This is a genomic window from Streptomyces sp. CA-249302 (assembly GCF_050936785.1).
In the GTDB taxonomy this organism is placed as follows: Bacteria; Actinomycetota; Actinomycetes; order Streptomycetales; family Streptomycetaceae; genus Streptomyces.
Genome location: NZ_JBNJMG010000001.1, coordinates 8,456,448 through 8,478,842, shown reverse-complemented (window position 1 = coordinate 8,478,842; position 22,395 = coordinate 8,456,448). Strand labels below are relative to the sequence as shown.

Genomic DNA, 22,395 nt, shown 5'->3' with positions numbered 1-22,395 from the left:
TACAAAGGGAGTTGACGATCGTTCAAGAGATGAGGCCGCTGCCACCGCTGTGTTCGCGCCACAGCTGACACACAATCAACATCCTTTTTTCACAACTCCCTTGACCCCTAAAAGTAACCACGGGTAACTTCCCCCACGGCTACTGCTGAGTACGGAGAAAGCCCTTGCGTCCGCCGGGAGTTGCGAGGAGTCGTGCCGCCGCAGTTCCGCTGTCCGCGCCAGGACAACGTGCCGCTGATGCCCAACCCGCACTGACTATGCACATGGGAGCAGAAATGGCCTCGTCCGCCGACCAGACCCAAGGGAACCCGGAAAGCGGTTCCCCAGCCGACCCCGCCAGAGGTGGGCGGGTCCGGCTTCGCCGTGCCGCGGTGATGGCGGTGCCCGCCGTCGCCGTCGCCGCCGGCCTCGCGATCATGACCGCCGAGGGAGCGCTGGGCGTCTCCTTCTCGATCTCCGGGATGCCCTTCACCGTCACGGCGAAGTCGCTCGACGGCACCGGATTCGAGCAGTTCGGCGGGCTCGACAGCATGATCGACAACAGCCCGAACGCGGGTGACACCGGCGGCCAGGTGCTGGTCGTCACCTCCGCCATCAAGAGCGCCACGCTGGACAGCCTCTGCCAGAGCGTGGACCTCGGCGGCACCAACCTGCTCATCAAGGCCGGCAGCGGCTCGTCGAAGGTGCAGGCGACCGACCTGACCACCGACTCGACCGAGCTGACCGGTGACGCCTCGTTCAACAACATCGAGATCGGCAACGACGCGAGCACGCTCACCAAGGCGGGCGTCAAGGGGCCGAAGGGCGTCTTCAGCCAGCAGGCCGACACGGTGCACATCGACAACCTGCGGCAGACCAACTACGCGACCACCGCAGGGGTGTTCAAGCTTCCGGGTCTCAAACTCAGCTTCAGCGACTCGGGTTGCTGATGTCGGGCACCCCGAAGCAAGGCGTGCGGCCCGCCTTCCATGACTGGCGGGCCGTCCGGCCGTTCTGGGGCGGGCTGCTGCTCGCCCTCGGCGGGGCGGAGATCCTGGTCACCGAGAAGGCCTCGCTGAAGGTCATCATGCACATCGGCATGCAGGGCCTGGCCGGCTATCTGCTGCCGGTGGTGATGGTGCTGTGCGGGCTGCTGACGCTGTTCAGCCCCGGTCAGCGCATCTTCTACTCGATCATCGGTGTCCTCGCCTCCCTGGGCTCCTGGCTCACCTCCAACCTCGGCGGCTTCTTCATCGGCCTGCTCCTCGGCGCGGTCGGCAGCTGCCTGATCTTCGGCTGGCTCCCGGACCAGGCGCCGCGCGTCAGCCGAAGGCAGCGCAGGAAGGAAGCGCGGGCGGAGGCGGCCGAGACCGCGGAGCCGACGGAAAGCGCGGAGCCCACGGGGACCGCGGAGGCGGTTCAGCTGTAGCGGCGACGTTCGTGCCACGCCCTGGCCGCGACCAGCGCCAGGGCGTACAGGCCGAGGACCGCCGTGAGCAGCAGGTGGTACGCCGCGGGCAGGGCCGTCATGCCCAGCGCCGCGCCCAGCGGGGTCGCCGGGAGCAGCAGGCCGACGGTGGCGAGGGCGGCGGCCGCCCAGCCCAGCGGACCCGGCGCGCGACCCTCGGCGAGGCTGCGGCCGGTGCGCAGGAGCAGCATCACCAGCGCCTGGGTGAGCAGGTTCTCGGTGAACCAGGCGGAGTGGAACACGGACTCGTCGTCCACGGCGTCCGGCCCCCGCAGGGACAGCGCGAGAACGCCGAAGGTGGCGAGGTCGGCGATCGCGTTGAGCACGCCGAAGCCGCCGATGAACCTGAGGAACGCCCGCGGCCGCAGACCGGCCGGACGGCGCAGCGCCGCCGGGCCCGGGTGGTCGTAGGCGAAGGCGAGCTGCGCCGCGTCGAAGCACAGGTTCTGCACCAGCACCTGGGCCGGGAGCATCGGCAGGAAGGGCAGCAGCAGGCCGGCCAGGAGCATGGCGAGGACGTTGCCCAGGTTGGACGACAGGGTCACGCGCAGATACGAGGCGATGTTGCCGCTGCTGTAACGGCCGGCGGTGACCGCGTGCCCGATCGCGGTGAGGTCCTTGGCGGCGAGCACCACGTCAGCGCTCTCCCGGGCCGCGTCCACGGCCCCGCGCGGCGCGATGCCGACGTCGGCGGCCCGCAGCGCCGGGACGTCGTTGACGCCGTCCCCGAGAAAACCGACGGTGTGCCCGGCGGCCCGCAGCCCGGCGACGACCCGGGCCTTGTCCTCCGGTGTGCAGCGGGCGACGACGCTCGCTTCGAGCTCCCCCGGAGCACCGGCGACCCTCACCTCCCCCACTTCCATCCCCAGATCCCGGCAGGCCCGCGCGGCCGTCGCCGGGTGGTCGCCCGTGAGGATCTTCACCGTGACGCCGAGCGCGGTGAGCGTGCGCAGGGCCTCGGACGCGGTGGGGGCCGGGGTGTCGCTGAAGGTGATCAGGCCGCGGAAGGTGAGGCCGGACTCGTCGGCGGGCGTGCGGTCGCGCGGGTGGGCGACGGGGGTCCCCCCGGCCGAGCGCAGTCGAGGGCGGGGGCGTTCGGCGGTGGCGAGGGCGAGCAGCCGTAGACCGGATTCTGCTTCGCGGGCGGCGAGGGCGAGCAGGCGGTCCCGTTCCCCCGCCTCCACCGCACACCGTTCGAGTACGTCCTCCACGGCGCCCTTGACGACCACGGTGTGCGTGCCGAGGCCGGGGCCCCGGACCACCGCGGTGGCCAGACGCCGTACCGGGTCGAAGGGTGCGGCGCCCACCCCGTCGTACTCCTCCCCTACCGCTCCCGCCGCCTCCAACAGCGCCTCGTCGAGGGCGTCCGGGGCGGGCAGTTCGGCCAGTTGGAGGGTCCACCAGGCGCCGACGGCGGCCCAGCGCAGGACGTCCGGGTCGTCGTGGCCGGCCGGGTCGAGGGAGCGTACGACGACGGGCCGGTCCTGAGTGAGGGTGCCGGTCTTGTCGACGCACAGGACGTCGACCGCGCCGAGGTCGTGCAGGGCGGGGAGCCGTTTGACGATCACCTCGTGCCGGCGGGCGAGGCGGGTGGCGCCGCGAGCCAGACAGCTGGTGACGATCACGGGCAGCATCTCGGGCGTCAGCCCGACGGCCACCGCGACGGCGAACGGGAGGGTCTCCAGGCCACGCCCGCGCAACGCGGCACCGGCCATGAGGACGAGCGGCGGCGTGAGCAGCATGAACCGGATCAGCACCCAGGAGATCCCGTGCACGGAGTCGTCGAAGGCGCTGGTGCCCCGGCGCCGTCCGTCCGGGCGGCCCGTCGGCGGCCCGGGATGCGCGTACGCCGCGGCCAGTCGCGTCCGCGCACCTGTTTCCAGTACGACCGCGGTGGCGCTGCCCGTTGCGACGCCGCTGCCCTGGAAGCACAGGTGGGGCTGGGCGAAGGGGCCGTCGGCCGGGGTGTCGGGGGCGTCCGTGGCGGTCTTCGCGACCGGGGCCGTCTCTCCGGTCAGTGCGGCCTGGTGGACGGTGAGGCCGCGGGCGCGCAGCAGCCGTACGTCCGCCGGGACCAGGTCTCCCGGCCCGAGCCTGATGACGTCGCCCGGCACCAGTTCGGCGACCGGGATCTCCCGCGGGGTCTCGCCGGCCTCACCGCGCCGCAGCACCGTGGCCGTGCCGGCGACGAGTCCGCGCAGCGCCGCCATCGAACGGTCGGCCCGGTGCTCGCCGCTCGCCCGCAGCACACAGCTGACCGCGACCAGCGCGAGGATCACCGCGGCGGTGCCCCAGGAGGCGACGGCGGCGGAGACCAGGCCGAGGCAGAACAGGACGGCGGTGAAGGGGTCGCGCAGTCCGCGTACGCTGCGGCGGGCCCAGGACGGGGTACGCAGCTCGGGGAGGACGTTCTCGCCGAGCTCGCCCAGCCGGGCCGCGGCCTCGGCGTCGGTCAGCCCGCGGGGGCCCGTGTCGAGCCGCCGCAGCACCTGGAGGTGGGTGCCCCAGCCGTGCTCAGAGGCCACGGAGGCGGGGCGAGGGGATGGCGTCGGCATGGTCGGAGAGCCGGCCCACCATGAGCCGTACGACGTCCACGACGGCCGCCTGGTCGGCGGGGTCGACGAAGTACACCTGGCGGCGGCCCTCACGGCGGGCGCGGACCAGGCCGGCCAGCTTCAGCTTGGTCAGGTGCTGGCTGACCGCGGGCAGCGCGCCGCCGACCCGCTCGGCGAGGCCGGTGACGTCGCTCTCGCCCTGGGCCAGTGCCCAGACGATGTGCAGCCGGGCGGGCGAGGCGAGCAGCCCGAAGGCCGCGGCCGCGCGGTCGAGCACGTCGGCCGAGGGATCCTCGAAGCCACTGCCGGCTGCCGCCACGGTTGTCGCCCTCCTGTCCGAGCCGCCCGGACGCGCCGTCCCGGCACGCCGTCTGTACGGGTCGGACCAGTCTAAAGGGGGTGGAGGCGCACGATGGCGCCCACGCCTGGTGCCCGGACCCGCGAGGACGGGTGCACGCTCGACGTTCTCGACCGTGGTCCGATCCACGCGCCGCACATCGACGGCCGTGCGCCCTTCACCCGGATCGCCGGGGTGCCCGGTGTCTCGGCGCAGACCGTGGCGCGGCGGTACCGGCGGCTGCGGACCGACGCGGGGTTGCGGGTCGTCGGGCTGACGGACCCTCACCAGGCGGCTCGTACGCAGTGGTTGGGCGGCTGACGGCCACCGCGCGCTCGGCCCAGGACGCCGTCATCCACGCGCCGACGGACGGGCCCGCCAACTCCCTCCTCCTGCACGGCATTCGGCGACTTCTCAACTCTCTCTGGTTAGAAGGGAGTTGAGGATGGGATGGGAGATGCATGGAGAGAGACATCGACACCGGCACGGCGCACGCCGCGCGGATCTACGACTACATCCTCGGTGGCAAGGACTACTACCCCGCCGACCAGGAGGCCGGCGACGCCATGTGCCGGGAGTGGCCCGCGCTGCCCGTGCACATGCGGGCCAACCGGGACTGGATGAACCGGGCCGTGCGCTGGCTGGCCGAGGAGGCCGGGCTACGGCAGTTCCTCGACATCGGCTCCGGCATACCGACCTCGCCGAACATCCACGAGATCGCCCAGTCGGCGGCGCCCGAGGCGCGGGTCGTGTACGTCGACAACGACCCGCTCGTGCTCGCGCTGTCGGAGGGGCTGCTGAACAGCACGCCGGACGGCAGGACGGCGTACGCCGAGGCCGACATGCGCGATCCGGCCGCCATCCTGGACTCCCCGGCCTTCCGCGACACCCTCGACCTCGGCGAGCCCGTCGCGCTGACCGTCATCGCGATCGTGCACTTCCTGCTGGACGAGCACGACGCCGTCGGCATCGTCCGCCGGCTCCTCGAACCGCTGCCGTCGGGCAGTTACCTGGCGATGTCCATCGGCACGGCGGAGTTCGCGCCCGAGGAGGTCGGACGGGTCGCCCGCGAGTACGCGGCCCGTGACATGCCGATGCGGCTGCGCACCTTCGCGGAGGCCGAGGAGTTCTTCACGGGGCTCGAACTCGTCGGACCGGGGATCGTGCAGGTCCACAGGTGGCGTCCGGACGGCGGCCAGGAGGAGACGATCCGCGATGAGGACATCGCCATGTACGGGGCCGTGGCCCGGAAGCCATAAGTCTCCTTGTCGAGTCCGGACCCGTCCCGCTGATCGGAATCATCACGATGCGGGAGCAGTAACTCACTTAAAGTGGCTGCTCACTTGACTACCGGCGGTCACACACGATTGGCTCCGGCCAGCGAGAGTCACCCGGACGGCGTACGGTGCGTCGGACGTGGTCCGGGGGCTCGTCCGCGTCGTTCCGCCAGCTCGGCCGCACAGCGAGGTGCCGCACCCTCATGAACACTCCTCCCCCACCTGCCGCCTCCCGCAGACCCGCTCGGGCCGCGGCTCTCGCCGTGACCGGCGTGCTGCTCGTGGCGGCCTGCTCCGCGTCCGGCGACCGTTCGGACACCACCACGGACTCCCTCGGCAAGACGAGCGGGGCCCGGTACCGGATCGCGCTGGTCACGCACGGCGCGAAGGGCGACGCCTTCTGGGACCTGGTCCGCAAGGGCGCCGAGGCGGCCGCCGCCAAGGACGGCGTGCAACTGACCTACGCCAGCGACTCCGACGGGGCCGGGCAGGCGGAGCTGGTCCGGGACGCCGTCCGCGACAAGGTCGACGGGATCGCCGTGACCCTCGCCAAGCCGCAGGCCATGAAGGGGCCGATCGCGCAGGCCAGGGCCGCGGGCATCCCCGTGGTCGGGCTCAACTCCGGTATCGAGTCCTGGCAGTCCGAGGGGCTGCTCGAGTACTTCGGCCAGGACGAGAGCGTCGCCGGGCAGGCCGTCGGCGACAAGCTGGACGACCTCAAGGCCAAGCACGCCGTCTGTGTGATCCACGAGCGCGGCAACGTCGCCCTGGAGGCCCGCTGCGCCGGCGTGACGAAGACCTTCGGCGGTCAGACCGAGAACCTGTACGTGGAGGGCACCGACGCGGACGCGACCTCGGCCGCGATCACCGCCAAGCTGCGCCAGGACCCGACGATCGACGAAGTGGTCACCAACGGCGCGCAGTTCGCGCTGAGCGCGGTCAAGTCGGTGAAGGCGTCCCGCAGCACGGCCAAGGTCGCGACCTTCGACCTCAACAAGGACCTGGTCAAGGCGGTGCAGAGCGGCGCGGTGCAGTTCGCGGTGGATCAACAGCCGTATCTGCAGGGCTACCTGGCGGTGGACGGGCTGTGGCTGTACCGGACCAACGGCAACATCAGCGGCGGCGGGGTCTCCCCGGTGCTCACCGGCCCGGCCTTCGTGACGAAGACGAACGTGGCCGCGGTGGCCAGGTTCGCGGCGGGCGGGACCCGCTGAGCCGGCGCCGGGCGACACTTCGTCCATCACTGTCGCGAAAGAATCGATGACCCGTGGCACATGCGGTCACTTGTGCGGATAGCATCCTGTGCACCCCTTCTCTCCCCGCTCACGGTCACCCCCGTTCTCCCTTCTCCGCTCCGCTGATCGCGTACTAGGACGACGATGTCTCCACGGACAGGTGCCCGGCGCCGCCTCGGCTCCATACGTCTCTCGCTGATCCTGCTGGCCCTGGTTCCCAGCGTCACCCTCGCCGCCATGTGGGGCGTGACCACGACGCAGATCTTCACCGAGGGGCTACGGCTGCGCTCGCAGACCGAGCTGAGCCGGTCGACCGGTGCCATGGGCACGGACGCCACGCTCGCGCTCCAGCGGGAGCGCAGTCTGTCGGCGGCCTGGCTGGCCCACGACCAGCGCGGCTCCCGGGCGGCGCTGGAGGCGCAGCGCAAGGAGACGGACAAGGCGGTCGGCAAGCTGGTCGGGCAGTCCGACGCGATCGACAAGGCGCCCTCGCGCATCTCGGACCGGCTGTACTCGGTGCTCGGCTCGGTCGGCAGCCTGGAGTACTACCGCGGGCAGGTGGACGACCCGACCAACATCAGCGCGGCGCAGGCGCTCGGCCAGTACGGCTCGATCATCGACGACCAGATCCACGCCTTCGAGGAGCTCTCCCAGGTCGACGACGGCGACCTGACCTCGCAGGCGGGCCCGCTGGTCGCCCTGGAGCACGCGGCCGAGCTGGTCGCGCAGGAGGACGCGCAGCTCACCCTGGCCTGGCCGGCCGGGCAGTTGAGCGCGAAGGACTGGACGGCGTTCGCCCAGCTGGTCGCCACCCGGCGCTGGCTGCTCGAGGACCAGATCGTGCCCTCGCTTCAGGGCAGCGCCAAGACGCAGACCGAGCGGATCCTGCAGAGCCCCGAGTGGCAGAGCATCCAGAGCATCGAGGACCGGGTGCTCGCGGCCCGGCCGTCCGGCGCCGACGGCAAGGTCGTGCTGCCCGACCTGAGCAAGCAGTGGGCGACCGCCTTCGCGCAGGTCGGCGACGAGTACGGGCAGATGATCCAGGACCAGACCTCGGGCCTGCTCGACCGCAGCGCCGACAAGGCGCACAGCCTGCTGATCACGGCCGCGTCGCTGAGCGCGGGCGGGCTGATCGCCCTGCTGCTGTGCGTGGGCATGTCCTGGCGGATCACCCGCTCGCTGTCCCGGCGGCTGCGCGGCCTGCGCGAGGCCACCCTCAGCCTGGCCGAGGAGCGGCTGCCGGACGTGGTCGCCCGCCTCGACCGGGGCGAGAAGGTCGACGCGGACCTCGCGACCCCGCCCCTCGACTACGGCCGGGACGAACTCGGCCAGGTGGCAAGGGCGTTCAACAAGGCGCAGCGCACCGCCGTGCACACCGCGGTGGAACTCGCCGACACCCGGCGCGGTTTCCAGAAGGTCATCCTCGGCATCGCCCGGCAGAGCCAGAACCTGGTCAACCTCCAGCTCACCAAGCTGGACACGCTGGAGCGCGAGATCACCGACCCGGACGTCCTCAAGGGCCTGTACGAACTGGACTCCACGGCCAGCCAGTTGCGCCGGTACGAGGAGAACCTGGTCATCATCTCCGGTGAGCAGCCGCGGCGCAGCTGGCTGGAGCCGGTCGCGCTGATCGACATCCTGCGCAGCGCCGTCGGCGAGGTCGCCGAGTACGCGCGCGTGGAGGTGCACACCGACGAGGACGTGTACGTGTCGCCGCCCGCGGTGGCCGACGTGATCCATCTGCTGGCCGAGCTGATCGACAACGCGACCGCGTACTCGCCCTCGCCGGCCCCGGTCTCGGTGCGGGCCGCGCTGGTCGCCAGGGGTCTGGCCGTCGAGGTCGAGGACCGCGGGCTCGGCCTGACGGAGGAGGACTACGCGTCCTTCAACGCCCAGTTGGCGGTGGAGCCGCAGTTCGACGTGGTGGCGCTCGCCGACGACCTCAGGCTCGGCATGTTCGTCATCGCCCGCCTGGCCACCCGGCACGGCATCGCGGTGACGCTGCGCCCGTCGCCGTACGGCGGAACCTCGGCGATCGTGCTGCTGCCGCACGAGATCGTCGTACGAGAGGTTCCGGAGGTCGCCGACAACGCCCCGCGCACTCCGGACGGGCCCGCCCCGCGCGTGCGGGCCGACGAGCCGGCGCTCTCGGCCCTGGCGGCCCGGCTGCGGGACTCGCTCGAAGGCGACGAGCACGCCCGCGCGGAGGAGTCCGGCCGGGCGGGCCGCCACGCGGCGGTCGGACGTCCGCCGGGTCTCGCCCCGCTCCCACGCCGGGTCCCGCAGTCCAGCCTGGCCGCCGAGCTCCTCGAAGGCCCGCCGGGGACCGGCCAGGACGGTTACGACGACGGCTTCACCGCCGAGCGCGCCGCCTCCTCGCTGGGCGGGTTCCAGCGCGGCACGCTCCGGGCGCGTGACGAGGACGCCGAGGAGCAGTACGACCAGGAGGAAGCATCCGCACCCGACTACCCGGGCGCCCGGTATCCCGCCCCCGGCCCGGACTTCCCCGCCGCAGGCACCGCAGTCCCCTCGCCCCCGCCCGCCGACCGCTGACGAAGGACACCGCCATGACACGCCCCATCCCAGCCACCCATACCGCGTTGGATCAGCTGTTGACCGGACTGGTGGACCGGGTCGCCGAGGTGAACCACGCCGTGGTGCTCTCCGAGGACGGCCTGGTCGTCAGCAAGTCCACCGGGTTCCTACGGGACGACGCGGAACGGCTGGCCGCCACCGCGTCCGGGCTGATGAGCCTCAGCAAGGGCGTGAGCATGGACTTCCGCGGTGGTCCGGTGCGCCAGGCGCTGATCGAGATGGCCCACAGCTACCTGATCCTCACCTCGGCCGGCCCCGGCGCCCATCTGGTGGTGCTGACCAGCCAGGGCGCGGACGTGGGCGTGGTGGCGTACCAGATGAACATGCTGGTGAAGAAGATCGGCGAGCACCTGAGCGCGGCGCCGCGGGCCGGCATCGGCCCCACCGTCGATTCCGGCGCGTGAGGTGGGCGGAGGCGACACGGCAGGCCGTCTGGTACGGCCGTTCGCACTGACCGGCGGACGGACCCGGCCGAGCCGCGCCGACTTCACGCTCATCACGACTGTGACCGCGGTGGACCCGCCGCCGACCTGGGCCACCCGACCGCAGCCGGAGCACCAGCGCATCCTGCGCCGGTGTGCCGAGCCGATCGCCGTCGCGGAACTCGCCGCGCTGCTCGACCTGCCGGTGAGCGTGATCGTGATCATGCTCTGCGATCTGCTGGAAGCGGGCCGGATCACGCTCCGACCGCCCACTCCGGTGTCCCGGAACAAGGACCTGGACCTGTTGCAGAAAGTGAGGGACGGCCTTGGCCGACTCTGACACCATCACCCGGTCGGCGCCCGACACGGTCAAGATCCTGATCGCCGGCGGTTTCGGCGTGGGCAAGACCACCATGGTCGGCTCGGTGAGCGAGATCGCGCCGCTGCGCACCGAGGAACGGCTGACCTCGGCCGGCCTCGGCGTCGATGACCTGGAGGGCATCGAGCAGAAGACGGCCACCACGGTGGCCCTGGACTTCGGCCGGATCACCATCGGCCAGGACCTGGTGCTGTATCTCTTCGGGACCCGGGGCAGCAGCGGTTCTGGTTCATGTGGAACGACCTCGCCCTGGGCGCCCTGGGCGCGGTCGTCCTCATCGACGTGCGCCGCCCGGAGACCAGCTACGCGGCGATCGACTTCTTCGAACGCCGGGGCATCCCCTTCGTCGTCGGGGTCAACGGCTTCTACGGCGAACACCCCTACCCGCCCGAGGAGATCCGTGAGGCCCTGGCCCTCCCGGACCACGTCCAGGTCCTGCTCTGCGACGCCCGCGAACGCGGTTCGTGCCGGGACGTACTGATCGCGCTCCTCGACCAGTTGATCGCGGCCGCGGTCAAGTAGCCTCGTGCGGCTCGTTGGACGGCGCGACGATCCGCGCCGTCAGGTCCGGGTCCGGCATGTCCGGGTCGAAGGGGAACATGGGCCGGCTGATGCGGTGGTGGCCGAGCCTGGTCAGGTCCTGGTCGACGCCGCCGGGGGTGAGGGCCATTTTCCAGTCGGCGGCCATCGCGAAGAGCTCGGGTTCGAGATAGCCGATCTTGACGATCACGACGTCGGCCTGACGGGGACTCAGATCCAGGTCGGTGAAGTCGTGTTCATGGTGGTACGGCTTCCGCAGCCGGGTCAGGATCACGTGCACGGAGCCGACCCGCAGCACGACCTCCGTCCCGGCGTCGCGGTCGCCGTGCCGGATCGCGTGGACCACACCGGTGAGGGTGAGCGGGCCGGCGTGCCGGTCGTCGACCTCGGCGCCCGCGGTGACGGTGACGGTCGCACCGACGCCGGCCGCTACGGCGGTGTCGACGGCCGAAGGGCCCGGCAGCGAGGCGTAGATGACGGTGGGGCCGTCCTCGGCCTTGAACTCCGGGCGGGCCAGCACCTGTCGGAGTCCCCAGGTGACGTCTCCGGCGCCGCCCGCCGTCGGGTTGTCGCCGGTGTCGCTGACGAAGTAGGGGCGGGCGGTGGAGGCGAGGGCCTCGTCGAGGCAACCGTCCAGGGTGCCGGTCGGGGCGACGAAGGCGAAGTCGTGCCGGGCCGCCCAGAAGCCGTGCGCGAGGCGTTCGGCACCTGAGGTCACGGCTTCCCGGGAAGGTCCCGTCACGACGACCGCCGCCCGGTTGCGCGGCTCGTCCGCCCACGCGTAGCCGACCCAGATCGCCGCGTCCGTGACGCCCTCGGACGCCTCCACCTCGTCCACCGCCGCGTACACGCTCTTCGCCGGCTCGATGCGGGTGGAGGTCTGCTCGCCGGCCAGCAGCACGGGTACGGGGATCCAGGCCTTGACCGGGCGTTCCGCGTTGCCGGTGAGGAGGTCGACGAGGTTGCGGGCGGCTCGCTCCTTGGTGTCCATGGCGTCCTCGTGGGGGGCCATGCGGTAGCAGGTGATCAGGTCGCTCCGGTGGACGAGATCGTGGGAGACGTTGCCGTGCAGGTCCATGGAGGTGGATACGAGGGGCTCGGGGCCGATGACTTCCCGGATGCGGACGAGGAGTTGGGCCTCGGCGTCGTCGATGCCCTCGACCGTCATCGCTCCGTGGATGTCGTACCAGAGTCCGTCTATACGACCCAACTGCCCAAGTCTGTCGAGAAGTTCGGCGGCGAGTTCGGCGTAGGCGGCTGCGGTCACCGTACCGCCGGGGAGGGCCTTGCCGACGAGGGCTCCGCGCCAGTGGGCCTTCTTGCCCAAGTCGCTCTCGGGCGACAGGAACTGATAGCGGGTCAGGATCTCGTCGCCCCGGAGCGGGTGGAAGGCGGGGGCTTCGGTGCGGGCCGGGGAGAAGGTCGAGGACTCGATGCCGAGGCCCGCGACGGCGATTACGGGATGCTGTGGTGACAGGTCTGTCATCGTGTCCTCGATTGGTCGGTGGCCTTCTCCAGCGCGTCCGTGAGCGCTCGTTGCAAGGCGAACTGGCCTGCTCCGACCAGGCCCGCGTCGGCGCCCAGGCTCGCTCGTTCGATCACCAGGTGCTCGGTCACCAGGGGGTGGCAGCCCTCGTACAGCTGGCTGCGTACCGCGGCGACGAAGGGTTCGAGCGTGGACAGGATGCCGCCCAGGTATACGGCGTCCGGGTTGAAGAAGTTGACGTTGGCGGCGAGGACCTGGCCCAGGTAGCGGCCCGCCTGGCGGACGGCTCGGGTGGCCTCCGGGTCGGCGTCCGTCGCCAGGCGTACGACGTCCTCCGTGGACGTGACCTCCAGGCCGCGCTCGCGCAGGATGCGGACCAGGGCGGCGCCGGAGGCGACCGTTTCCAGGCAGCCCGTGTTGCCGCAGGAGCAGGGGATGTCGTGGCCCGCCTCGACGCGGACGTGGGTGATCTCGCCGGCGGCGCCGGAGCCGCCGCGGTAGAGGCGGCCGTCGGCGATGACGCCCGCGCCGATGCCGGAGCCGACCTTCACCATGATGGACTGGCGGTGCTCGGCGGGGCGGACGCTGTGCTCGCCGACGGCCATGCAGTTGGCGTCGTTCTCGATGGCCACCGGGACCGCGAAACGCTCCTCCATCCAGGCCCGTACGGGGAATCTGTTCCAGCCGGGCATCCGGGCGGGGAGTGTCACCAGGCCCGGTTCGACGTCGACCGGGCCGGGCAGGCACAGGCCGACGCCGCGCAGCAGGTGCCGTCCGTGGCGTCCGGCGAGCTCCGCGAGGGTCTCGGCCAGGCCCGGCAGCGCCGCCTCGGGGCCGTCGGCGGTCGGGAACCGGACCGTGGAGACGTCGGTGAGTCCGCCGCCGGGCAGTACGACGCCGACGTGGGCGTGCCGACCGCCCAGTTCGGCCGCGACCGCGAAGCCGTCACTGCCGCCGAGGCGCAGCACCTTCCGTGGCCGGCCGCCCGAGGAGGACACCGTGCCCTCCTCGGCGACCAGCCCGTGGTCGAGCAGCTGGCCCACCGTGAACGAGATCGTCGAGGGCGCGGCACCGAGCAGCCCGGCGAGCTCCGTGCGCGTCGTCGCCTGCCCGGAGGCGAGGAGTTCGAGGACGCGCTCGGCCAGCGAGGAGACTCCCGCGCCGTTCTTCCGGCGCGGCGGACTTTTTTCAGTCATGGACGAAGTAACTTCCGTCGGCGGCGTTCGGGACGATGAGCGTACGGCCCGTGGGCCGCCTGTGCGCTTTTTTCAGAACAGCAGAAACAGGCTTTTTACAGCAGCGCGTCTGTTTCTTCGAACAATCGGGTCGTTGACTGTCCTCACCCCGCTTCCACACCCCCTTTCTTCGAGGTGAGCCATGTCCCCTGCCCGCACGAGACTTCTCGCCGGTGCCGTCGTCTGTGCGGGCACGCTGCTGCTCGCCGGCTGCTCCGGGTCGAGCGGTACGTCGTCCGCGTCCAAGGACTCGATCAACTACGCGCTGCCCGCGAACTTCACGCCGAACTGGATCCTGCCGATCGGTACGGCCGCGCACCTGAACACCAACAACATCTCCATCGCGAACACGCTCTGGGAGCCGCTCATCGCGTACGACGGCTCGACCGGGAAGATCGGCTGGAACAAGGCCGGTTCGATCGCCACGGCCGCCGACTTCGCCGCCGACAACAAGAGCGTGAAGATCACGCTGGGCGACCGGCACTGGAGCGACGGCAAGCCGATCACCTCGAAGGACGTCGAGTTCTGGTTCGACCTGATCAAGGCGAACAAGGCGCAGTGGGCGGGCTACAACCCGGGCAAGGCACCGGACAACTGGACGTCCTTCAAGGCCGACGACGACCGCCACTTCACGATCACCTTCGACAAGGCCTACAACCCCCAGTGGATGCTGGCCAACGAGCTGAACTCCATCAACCCGCTCCCCCAGCACGTCTGGGACAAGGGCAGCCCGAAGGCGACCTGGACCTACCTCAACAACGCGGCCAAGAACATCGGGGGTTACGCCTCCAATCCCCTCTGGAAGACCATCAGCGGCCCGTACCAGGTGAAGTCCTTCTCCACGGCCGGCAAGGTAGTCCTGACCGCCAACAAGAAGTACGACGGCGGCGAGAAGCCGGGCATCCCCACGGTGAACCTCCTGCCCTTCACCACGGCGGACGCCGAGAAGAACGCGCTGCGTTCGGGCACGGTCGACTACGGCTACATCGAGGCGACCGACCTCGACCAGAAGGACAGCTTCACCGCGCGGGGCTACGAGGTGAAGCCGTGGTCCGGCTGGGCGATCACCTACATGCCGTACAACTTCAACAACCCCGCGATGGGCGCGGTGTTCAAGCAGCTGTACGCCCGGCAGGCGGTGCAGCGGTCGATCGACCAGACGACGCTCGCGAAGGTCGTCTTCAACGGGACGGCGGTGCCCGGCTACGGCCCGGTCCCGCAGGCCCAGACCTCCGACTTCCTCTCGCCGACGCAGAAGGACAACCCGTACCCCTTCGACACATCTGCCGCCAAGTCCCTTCTGACCAGCCATGGTTGGGCCGAGCAGGGCGGGGTGATGACGTGCACGGACGCCGCGAAGTGCGGTGAAGGCGTCGCCAAGGGGACGAAGTTCGAGATGGCCGTGCTGTCGCAGTCCGGCTCGACGGTCACCGACAACATGATGAGCGCGATCCAGTCCTCGTTCGCGAAGACCGGCATCAAGTTCTCCATCAAGACCGCGCCGGTCAACTCGGTGCTGTCGCAGACCCCGCAGTGCACGGCGAGCCAGTCCATCTGCAAGTGGCAGCTGTCCTTCTTCGGCACGGCGGGCAGCTGGTACTTCAACGCCTTCCCGACCGGCGACTCCCTCTTCCAGACCAAGGGCGGCTCGAACTTCGGCAACTACTCCGACGCGGCCGTCGACAAGCTCATCACCGCGTCCACGACGTCGAGTTCGAACCAGGCCGTCCAGGACTACAGCGCGGCCCTCGCCAAGGACCTGCCGGTGATCTGGCTGCCGGAGCCGGTCTACCAGATCTCCGTGATGAAGAAGGGCCTGGGCGGATTCTCCCAGGACTCGCTCGCCAACTTCCATCCCGCGCAGTGGAAGTGGACCAGCTGAGGCATGGAGACTCTCGCCTATCTCGCCCGGCGGACGGCCCAGGCGCTCGTGGTGATCCTCATCGTCACGGTCGTGGTCTTCTGTCTGCTGCACGCGCTGCCCGGGGGTCCCGCGCGCGGGATCCTCGGGCCGCAGGCGACGGCCCAGCAGATCGCCGCGTTCAACCACGAACAGGGCCTGGACCGGCCGTTGCCCGTCCAGTACGTCTACTACCTGCGGACCCTGCTCCACGGCGACCTCGGCACGTCGTACACCCTGAACGAGGCCGTCTCGCGGCTCATCGAGCAACGCCTCCCGAAAACCCTGGTGTTGACGGTCCTGTCCGCCGCCGTCGGGCTGCTCCTCGCGCTTCCGCTGGGGATGTGGCAGGCGGTACGGCGCAACAAGCCGGCGGACTACGTGATCACGACCCTGAGCTTCGTCGCCTACTCGACTCCGGTGTACTTCCTGGGGCTCGTCCTGGTGCTGGTCTTCACGCAGAAGCTGAACTGGTTCCCCTCGCAGGCGCCCCAAGGGGATACGCTGGCCCAGGTGTTCGCGGATCCGGTGGCGCTGGTACTGCCGGTGGTGACCGGGGCGGCCTCCATGGTGGCCGTGTTCAGCCGGTACATGCGGGCGGCGACCCTGGAGAACCTGTCCGAGGACTACGTCCGCACGGCTCGCGCGGGTGGCTCCCGGCAGGGGGCGATCCTCTTCCGGCACGTGTTCCGCAACTCGCTGACGCCGGTGATCGCGATGCTGGGCTACTACGTGCCGGTCCTCTTCGGGGGCGCGCTGGTCGTCGAGCAGCTCTTCAACTACCCGGGAATGGGGCTGCTGTTCTGGAGCGCCGCGCAGTCGTCGGACTATCCGGTGCTGCTGGGCTGCGTGCTGGTCATCTCGGTCGCGACGGTCGTGGGCACGCTGCTCGCCGACGTCGTCCAGCGGGTCGTCGATCCTCGGGTGAAAGCGGGGCAGGCATGACTGCCGTACTGCAGACCGCGCCGGTCGAGACCGTACCCAACTACTGGGTCTCGCTGCGGAAGTTCACGCGGAACAAGCTGGCTGTCGCCGGCCTCGCGGTGGTCCTCCTGTTCCTCCTCTTCTGCTTCGTCGGGCCTCTTCTGTACTCCACCGACCAGACCCACACCGACCTCGGCCAGGTCAACCTCGCCCCTGGCGGCGCGCATTGGCTCGGCACCGACGCCGTGGGGCACGACGAGCTCGGGCGGCTCATGTACGGCGGCAAGGTCTCGCTGCTCGTGGGGCTCGCGGCCGGGGTCCTCGCGACCGTCATCGGGACGCTGTGGGGTGCGGCCGCGGGGTACGCCGGCGGCTGGGTCGACGCGGTGATGATGCGGGTCGTGGACGCCGGGATCGCCATCCCCGCGCTGTTCATCCTGCTGGTCGTGTCCGCGATCACGACGCCGGACACGGTCGGGCTGATCCTCGTGCTCGGGCTGGTGTCGTGGCTCGTGCCGTCGCGGCTGGTGCGGGCGGAGACGCTGACGCTGAAGAGCCGTGACTACGTACTGACGCTGCGCGCGACCGGCGGCACGCACGGTCGGGCCATCACCCGGCACATCCTGCCCAACTCGGTCTCCACGATCGTAGTCGCGGCCACCTTCCAGGTCGCCGACGCGATCCTGCTCGTGGCCTACGTGTCGTATCTGGGCCTGGGCGTGCAGCCGCCGAAGACCGACTGGGGCGGGATGCTCTCCGCCGGTCTGACGGCCGCGTACTCCGGGCGCTGGTGGCTGATCGTTCCGCCGGGACTGGCGATCATCCTGGTGGTGTGCGCGTTCAACGCGATCGGGGACGGGTTGCGGGATGCCTTTGACGTGAGGGGGCGCGGGTGAGTGCCGTGGAAGAGGTTTTGGGGATCGAGAATCTGCGGGTCACGTTCGCTACGGACACCGGCGAGGTCCCAGCGGTATGTGACATATCACTGCACGTGCATACAGGTGAGACCCTAGCCCTGGTAGGCGAGTCCGGCTCCGGCAAGTCCACGGTCGCCCTGGCCGCCATGGGCCTGCTCCCCGGCAACGCCCGCGCGTCCGGCCGCGTCACCGTGGACGGCACCCAGGTCGTCGGCGCCGGCGAGGCCGAGCTCGCCCGGCTGCGCGGCCGTATCGCCTCGATGGTGTTCCAGGAGCCCGCCACCGCCCTCGACCCGCTCACCCGGGCCGGCGCCCAGATCGCCGAGGTCATACGGAACCACCGCCCGGTCGGCCGTGCCGAAGCCGCTCGTGAGGCCGTCGAACTCCTGCGGCGCGTCGGGATTCCCGAACCCGAGCAGCGGGCGCGGGCGTTCCCCTTCCAGCTCTCCGGCGGGCAGCGGCAGCGGGTCGTCATCGCGATGGCGATCGCCAACTCCCCGGGCCTGCTGATCGCGGACGAGCCGACGACCGCGCTCGACGTGACCGTGCAGGCCGAAATCCTCGATCTGCTGCGGGAGTTGGCGGCCGGCTCGGGTACGGGCGTGCTGCTCGTCACCCACAACATGGGCGTGGTCGCCGACTTCGCCGACCGGGTGGCCGTGATGCTGAACGGCGAGATCGTGGAGACCGGGCCGGTGGAGGAGGTGCTGCTGCGGCCGAAGCACGAGTACACGCGGAAGCTGTTGGCCGCGGTGCCGCGGCTGGTGTTCCACGGCGAGGACCCGGCTCCCAAGGAGGACGCTCCGGTGGTTGAACTCCGTGACGTACGTGTGCGGTTCGGGCGGGGGCCGCGAGCCGTACGGGCGCTGGACGGAGTCGGTCTCGACGTGCGCCCCGGTGAGACCGTCGGCCTCGTGGGCGAGTCCGGGTCCGGCAAGTCGACGGCGGCCCGGGTCGCGCTGGGCCTGATCCCACCGGAGTCCGGAACGGTGTCGCTCTTCGGCACCGACCTGGGGCGCTCCCGGGGCCGGAGGCGGCGAGAGCTGCTGTCGGGTGTGGGCGTGGTGCTCCAGGACCCGGTCGCCTCGCTCGACGCGCGTATGAGCGTGGCCGAGTGTGTCGCGGAGCCGCTGCGGATGCACCGGCGCGGGATGTCGGCGGCCGAGCGGCGGGGCAGGGTCGCCGAGGTGCTCGAACTGGTCCGGCTGCCCAAGGAGTTGATGGCGCGCGGGCCTCGGGAACTGTCCGGCGGTCAGCGGCAGCGGGTCAGTCTCGCCCGCGCCCTGGTCCTCGAACCGCGGCTGCTGGTCGCGGACGAACCGACGAGCGCGCTGGACGTCAGTGTGCAGCGCACGGTCCTGGAGGTGATCACCGAGTTGCAGCGCGAGCTGGGCTTCGGCTGCCTGTTCGTCTCCCACGACCTGGCCGTGGTGCAGCAGTTCGCGCACCGGGTCGTCGTCATGCGGGCGGGGCGGGTCGAGGAGCAGGGGCCCACGATGTCCACCCTGCTGCGTCCGCGCAGCGAGTACACCCGGCGGCTCATCGCGGCCGTGCCCGTGCCGGATCCGGTGGTGCAGCGCCGGCGGCGGGCCGGGGTCACCGTATGACGGCCCTCGTCGCGGGCGTCGACATCGGCGGCACGACCACTCAAGTGGTGCTGTGCGCGGACGACTTGACGGTCACCGACCGACTGGAGGTGCCGACCCCGGCGGCCGAGGGCGGGGCGGCGATGGTGGGCGTCGCGCTGGACGCCGTACGACTGCTGCTGGAACGTACTCCCGGGCGGCTGCTCGGGGTCGGGGTCGGGGCGGCCGGGGTGGTGGACGCGCGGGCCGGGCGGATCCTGGTGGCCAGCGACTCCTTCCGGGGGTGGGCCGGGTTCGCGGTGACGGCGGAGGTGGAACGGGCGCTGGGTGTGCCGGCGTTCCTGGACAACGACGTCAACGCGTTCCTGCGCGGCGAGGCGGCCGCCGGTGCGGTGGCGGGCGAGCCGGATGTGCTCGGTATGACGCTGGGCACCGGGGTCGGCGGGGCGTTGTGGCTGAAAGGCGCCCTTTACGAGGGGCCGCAGGGCGCGGCGGGCGAGATCGGGCATGTGCCCGGGTTCGGTGAGCTGCCGTGCACGTGTGGAGGGCGCGGGCACCTGGAGACGCTGGCCTCCGGGCGTGCGCTCGCCGCCCGTTACGGCGAGCGGACCGGGCGGACGGTCAGCGCACGGGAGGTCGCCGAGGCGGCCGGGCGGGGTGACGCCGACGCGGTCGCCGTGTACGAGGCGGCGGGCGCCGGAGTGGCCCGGGCGCTCCTGATCACGGCGGGGTTGCTGGATGTCACGACCTTCGTGATCGGCGGAGGCGTCAGCCGTTCCTGGGCGCTGGTCGAGCCGTCGATCCGGCGGACGCTGACCGCCGAACCGCCGGTCAGCGGACGTCCGTTGCGGGTGCTGGCGGCCGGGCTCGGCGGGGACGCGGTGGCCGTCGGGGCGGCGGCGCGGGTGCGGGCCGAGCTTGATCCACACAGGGGCACCAAAGGGGACGGCAAGGTGAATGACGAGAACCAGCCAAGCACGACCGTGTGATTGACGCGCTCCCGTCACATCTCTACCTTCTGATCGACTTACCGAACTTCGTTCGAAATATCGGTCATTGGGCATCCCCCGCACGCCCCTGGAGAGCACATGAACGACATCAACGCGAGACCGTCCCACCCCTTCCCCCGCCCCTCCCGCCGCTCCTTCCTCGGCATGGCGGCGACCGTCCCGCTGGCCGCCACCGGCGCGCTGACGCTCGGCGCCGGAACGGCCAGTGCCGCAACCAACTCGGCATACGTCATGTGCTACTTCACCGAGTCGCCGGACATGCTCGCCGCCAACTACGGCCTGCACCTGGCCGTCAGCACCGACGGGCTCCAGTGGACCCCGCTCAACCAGAACGACCCGGTCGCCACCCCGACCGAGGGCTCCCTCGGTCTGCGCGACCCCTTCATCCTGCGCAAGCAGGACGGCACGTTCGTGGTGCTCGCCACCGACCTGAACGGCACCGACTGGACGTACGTCAGCCAGTACATCCACGTCTGGGACTCCACCGACCTGCGCAGCTTCACCGGGTACCGGCGGATGAAGGTGCACAGCCTGGACACCCACGCCTGGGCGCCCGAGGCCTACTGGGACGCGAGCCGCGGCCAGTACGGGGTGATCTACTCGGCCGTGAACTCCAGCGGCCACAACGTGATCATGGTGAACTACACCAGCGACTTCGTGACCGCCGGCGACCCCCAGGTCTTCTTCGACCCCGGCTACGACGTGATCGACGGCGACCTGGCCGTCGGCGTGAACGGCGTCAACTACCTGTACTTCAAGAAGAACTCGACCCTGGTCGGCGCCAGGTCCACCTCACTGGACCCCGGCAGCTTCACCGAGTTCAGCACCGCCGTCTCGCACAACGGCACCGAGGCGCCGACGCTGGTCAAGTCCCTCACGTCCAGCTCGACCTGGTACCTCTGGGGCGACACCTGGTCGCCGAACGGCGTCTTCTACGCCTGGCAGACCAGCAGCCTGGCCGCCGGCACCTGGACGGCCCTGGACCAGAAGACCTACACGCAGCCGCTCAACTCCAAGCACTGCGGCATCCAGCCGATCACCTCGACCGAGTACAACAACCTGGTCGCCAAGTGGGGCACGCCGGCCTGGAACCGGCTCAAGTCCTACAACTACCCGGCGCGCTACGTCCGGCACAGCAACTTCGTGGGCCGGATCGACGAGTACGCCTTCGACCCGTACACCGACTCGCAGTGGAAGCTGGTGCCGGGTCTCGCGGACAGCAGCGGGGTGTCCTTCCAGTCGGTCAACTACCCGACCCGGTACCTGCGGCACTACAACTACGCGCTCCAGCTCGACGTGAACGACGGCACGTCGTCCTTCGCCGGGGACGCAACCTTCTACCGGACGGCGGGCCTGGCCGATTCCACCTGGTCGTCGTTCCGCTCGTACAACTACCCGACCCGGTACATCCGCCACTCGAACTACCTGCTGCGGATCGACCCGATCTCGACCAGCACGGAACAGCAGGACGCGACCTTCTACGTCGGCTACTGAGCACGGCCGGACGCGGGTGGCCCCTTCGCGAAGGGGCCACCCGCGTCGGTGTGTTCGGGGCGGGCGGTCAGCCCAGGCCGACCGACTTCAGCCAGGCCTTGGCGACGTCCAGCGGGTCCTTGTTGTCGAGCTGGACCTGGGAGTCCAGGTCCAGCAGGGCCTTGGTGTCGAGCTTGGCCGCGACCGCGTTCAGCGCGGCGACGCCGTCCGAGGAGAGGCCGCTCTTGTAGACGAGGGGCTGCACGTTCTCGAAGCCGAAGAGGTTCTTCGGGTCCTGGAGGACGACGTGCTTCTCCTTGGTGATGGTCGGGTCCGTGGTGAAGAGGTCCGCGGCCTGCACCGTGTTCTTCGTCAGCGCCGCCTGGGTCAGCGGGCCGCCCGCGTCCAGCGCCTTGAAGCCCTTGAACTCCAGGCCGTACACCGACTTCAGGCCCACCAGGCCCTGCTGCCGGGTCTGGAACTCCGGCGAGGCACCGATGGTCAGGTCCTTCGCGATGTCCTTGAGGTCCGCGATGGAGGACTCGGAGGTCAGCTTGTACTTGTCGGCGGTGGCCTTGTTGACCGTCACCGAGTCCTTGTCCTGCGCGGACGCCGGGTCGAGGAGCGTCAGCTTGGAGTCCAGCTTGGCCTCGATGGCCGCCGTGGTGGCCTCGACCGTCTTCGGCGTGGCCTTCGGGTCGAGGTAGGCCAGCAGCGCGCCGTTGTACTCCGGCAGCACGGTGATGGAGCCGTTCTTCAGCAGGCCGTACGTGGTCTCACGGCTGCCGATGTTCGGCTTGTAGGTGACCTTGATCCCCTTGGCCTTGAGGGCCTCGCCGTAGATGTCGGCGATCAGGATGGACTCGGCGAAGTTGTTGGAGCCGACGACGACGGTCTTGCCGTCGGACTTCCCACCACCCTGGAGCGGGTCGGAGGAGTTGCTGTCGTCGTTGGAGGAACCACATCCCGCCAGCAGGGCCGTGGTCGCGGCAAGCGCGACGGCCGTCGCGGAGTAGCTCTTGATGGACCTGCTGCGTGGGGCGTTGGAGTTCACGATTCCCGTTCCGGACTGAGGGG

General features: G+C 70.6%; 19 protein-coding genes and 1 pseudogene. 15 read left to right on the top strand and 5 right to left on the bottom strand.

What is annotated here, in order from left to right; genetic code table 11:
• The first annotated feature begins 275 nt into the window (after nucleotides 1-275).
• Nucleotides 276-929 carry a DUF6230 family protein gene (locus ACQEWB_RS38325; RefSeq protein WP_432839456.1) on the top strand — a complete coding sequence of 218 codons (654 nt, stop codon included), beginning with the start codon at nucleotides 276-278 and terminating at the stop codon, nucleotides 927-929.
• Complete coding sequence (locus ACQEWB_RS38320) at nucleotides 929-1,408, top strand: DUF6114 domain-containing protein (protein ID WP_432839454.1); 480 nt, start codon at nucleotides 929-931, stop codon at nucleotides 1,406-1,408. The genes ACQEWB_RS38325 and ACQEWB_RS38320 overlap by 1 nt, the downstream gene beginning before the upstream one ends.
• Here ACQEWB_RS38320 and mgtA read toward each other — a convergent pair.
• Nucleotides 1,399-4,002 carry a magnesium-translocating P-type ATPase gene (mgtA, locus tag ACQEWB_RS38315; RefSeq protein WP_432839452.1) on the bottom strand — a complete coding sequence of 868 codons (2,604 nt, stop codon included), beginning with the start codon at nucleotides 4,000-4,002 and terminating at the stop codon, nucleotides 1,399-1,401. The genes ACQEWB_RS38320 and mgtA overlap by 10 nt on opposite strands.
• Nucleotides 3,962-4,321, bottom strand: a complete 360-nt coding sequence (locus ACQEWB_RS38310; RefSeq protein WP_432839450.1) for an ArsR/SmtB family transcription factor — start codon at nucleotides 4,319-4,321, stop codon at nucleotides 3,962-3,964. Before ACQEWB_RS38310 ends, mgtA begins: the two co-directional genes overlap by 41 nt.
• Before the next feature lie 93 nt (nucleotides 4,322-4,414).
• Here ACQEWB_RS38310 and ACQEWB_RS38305 point away from each other — a divergent pair, with 93 nt between their 5' ends.
• From ACQEWB_RS38305 to ACQEWB_RS38275, 7 genes and pseudogenes are all read left to right on the top strand, one after another.
• On the top strand, nucleotides 4,415-4,660 hold the full coding sequence (locus ACQEWB_RS38305) for an AsnC family protein (protein ID WP_432839448.1): 246 nt from the start codon (nucleotides 4,415-4,417) through the stop codon (nucleotides 4,658-4,660).
• A 140-nt stretch (nucleotides 4,661-4,800) separates the two neighbouring features.
• A complete protein-coding gene (locus tag ACQEWB_RS38300; RefSeq protein ID WP_432839446.1) occupies nucleotides 4,801-5,598 on the top strand; it encodes an SAM-dependent methyltransferase in 798 nt (265 codons plus the stop codon).
• 221 nt (nucleotides 5,599-5,819) lie between these two features.
• Entirely contained in the window at nucleotides 5,820-6,830 is a 1,011-nt protein-coding gene (locus tag ACQEWB_RS38295) for a substrate-binding domain-containing protein (RefSeq protein ID WP_432839444.1), read from the top strand.
• Between the two features lie 165 nt (nucleotides 6,831-6,995).
• Entirely contained in the window at nucleotides 6,996-9,404 is a 2,409-nt protein-coding gene (locus tag ACQEWB_RS38290; protein ID WP_432839442.1) for a nitrate- and nitrite sensing domain-containing protein, read from the top strand.
• Nucleotides 9,405-9,418: 14 nt separating this feature from the next.
• Nucleotides 9,419-9,850: a roadblock/LC7 domain-containing protein gene (locus ACQEWB_RS38285; protein ID WP_133041600.1), complete on the top strand. Its 432-nt coding sequence runs from the start codon at nucleotides 9,419-9,421 to the stop codon at nucleotides 9,848-9,850.
• A gap of 1 nt (nucleotide 9,851) precedes the next feature.
• A complete protein-coding gene (locus ACQEWB_RS38280) occupies nucleotides 9,852-10,208 on the top strand; it encodes a DUF742 domain-containing protein (protein WP_432839440.1) in 357 nt (118 codons plus the stop codon).
• A pseudogene (locus tag ACQEWB_RS38275) lies at nucleotides 10,195-10,769 on the top strand (GTP-binding protein). Before ACQEWB_RS38280 ends, ACQEWB_RS38275 begins: the two are co-directional and overlap by 14 nt.
• Here ACQEWB_RS38275 and ACQEWB_RS38270 read toward each other — a convergent pair.
• Together ACQEWB_RS38270 and ACQEWB_RS38265 are read right to left on the bottom strand one after the other, a co-directional pair.
• On the bottom strand, nucleotides 10,762-12,273 hold the full coding sequence (locus ACQEWB_RS38270; RefSeq protein ID WP_432839438.1) for a M81 family metallopeptidase: 1,512 nt from the start codon (nucleotides 12,271-12,273) through the stop codon (nucleotides 10,762-10,764). The pseudogene ACQEWB_RS38275 and the gene ACQEWB_RS38270 sit on opposite strands and share 8 nt — an antisense overlap.
• Nucleotides 12,270-13,469, bottom strand: coding sequence for an ROK family protein (locus ACQEWB_RS38265; RefSeq protein ID WP_432839436.1), 1,200 nt, complete (start codon nucleotides 13,467-13,469; stop codon nucleotides 12,270-12,272). Before ACQEWB_RS38265 ends, ACQEWB_RS38270 begins: the two co-directional genes overlap by 4 nt.
• A gap of 181 nt (nucleotides 13,470-13,650) precedes the next feature.
• Here ACQEWB_RS38265 and ACQEWB_RS38260 point away from each other — a divergent pair, with 181 nt between their 5' ends.
• From ACQEWB_RS38260 to ACQEWB_RS38235, 6 genes are all read left to right on the top strand, one after another.
• Nucleotides 13,651-15,390, top strand: a complete 1,740-nt coding sequence (locus tag ACQEWB_RS38260) for a peptide ABC transporter substrate-binding protein (RefSeq protein ID WP_432839434.1) — start codon at nucleotides 13,651-13,653, stop codon at nucleotides 15,388-15,390.
• A 3-nt stretch (nucleotides 15,391-15,393) separates the two neighbouring features.
• Entirely contained in the window at nucleotides 15,394-16,353 is a 960-nt protein-coding gene (locus ACQEWB_RS38255) for an ABC transporter permease (RefSeq protein ID WP_432839432.1), read from the top strand.
• Complete coding sequence (locus ACQEWB_RS38250; RefSeq protein ID WP_432839430.1) at nucleotides 16,350-17,228, top strand: ABC transporter permease; 879 nt, start codon at nucleotides 16,350-16,352, stop codon at nucleotides 17,226-17,228. The genes ACQEWB_RS38255 and ACQEWB_RS38250 overlap by 4 nt, the downstream gene beginning before the upstream one ends.
• Nucleotides 17,225-18,856 carry a dipeptide ABC transporter ATP-binding protein gene (locus ACQEWB_RS38245; protein WP_432839428.1) on the top strand — a complete coding sequence of 544 codons (1,632 nt, stop codon included), beginning with the start codon at nucleotides 17,225-17,227 and terminating at the stop codon, nucleotides 18,854-18,856. Before ACQEWB_RS38250 ends, ACQEWB_RS38245 begins: the two co-directional genes overlap by 4 nt.
• Entirely contained in the window at nucleotides 18,853-19,824 is a 972-nt protein-coding gene (locus ACQEWB_RS38240) for an ROK family protein (protein ID WP_432839424.1), read from the top strand. Before ACQEWB_RS38245 ends, ACQEWB_RS38240 begins: the two co-directional genes overlap by 4 nt.
• 99 nt (nucleotides 19,825-19,923) lie before the next feature.
• Nucleotides 19,924-21,339, top strand: coding sequence for a glycoside hydrolase family 43 protein (locus ACQEWB_RS38235; protein WP_432839412.1), 1,416 nt, complete (start codon nucleotides 19,924-19,926; stop codon nucleotides 21,337-21,339).
• 67 nt (nucleotides 21,340-21,406) lie between these two features.
• On the opposite strand, the gene ACQEWB_RS38230 is transcribed toward ACQEWB_RS38235, so the two are convergent.
• Complete coding sequence (locus ACQEWB_RS38230; protein WP_432839410.1) at nucleotides 21,407-22,372, bottom strand: ABC transporter substrate-binding protein; 966 nt, start codon at nucleotides 22,370-22,372, stop codon at nucleotides 21,407-21,409.
• Between the last annotated feature and the right edge of the window lie 23 nt (nucleotides 22,373-22,395).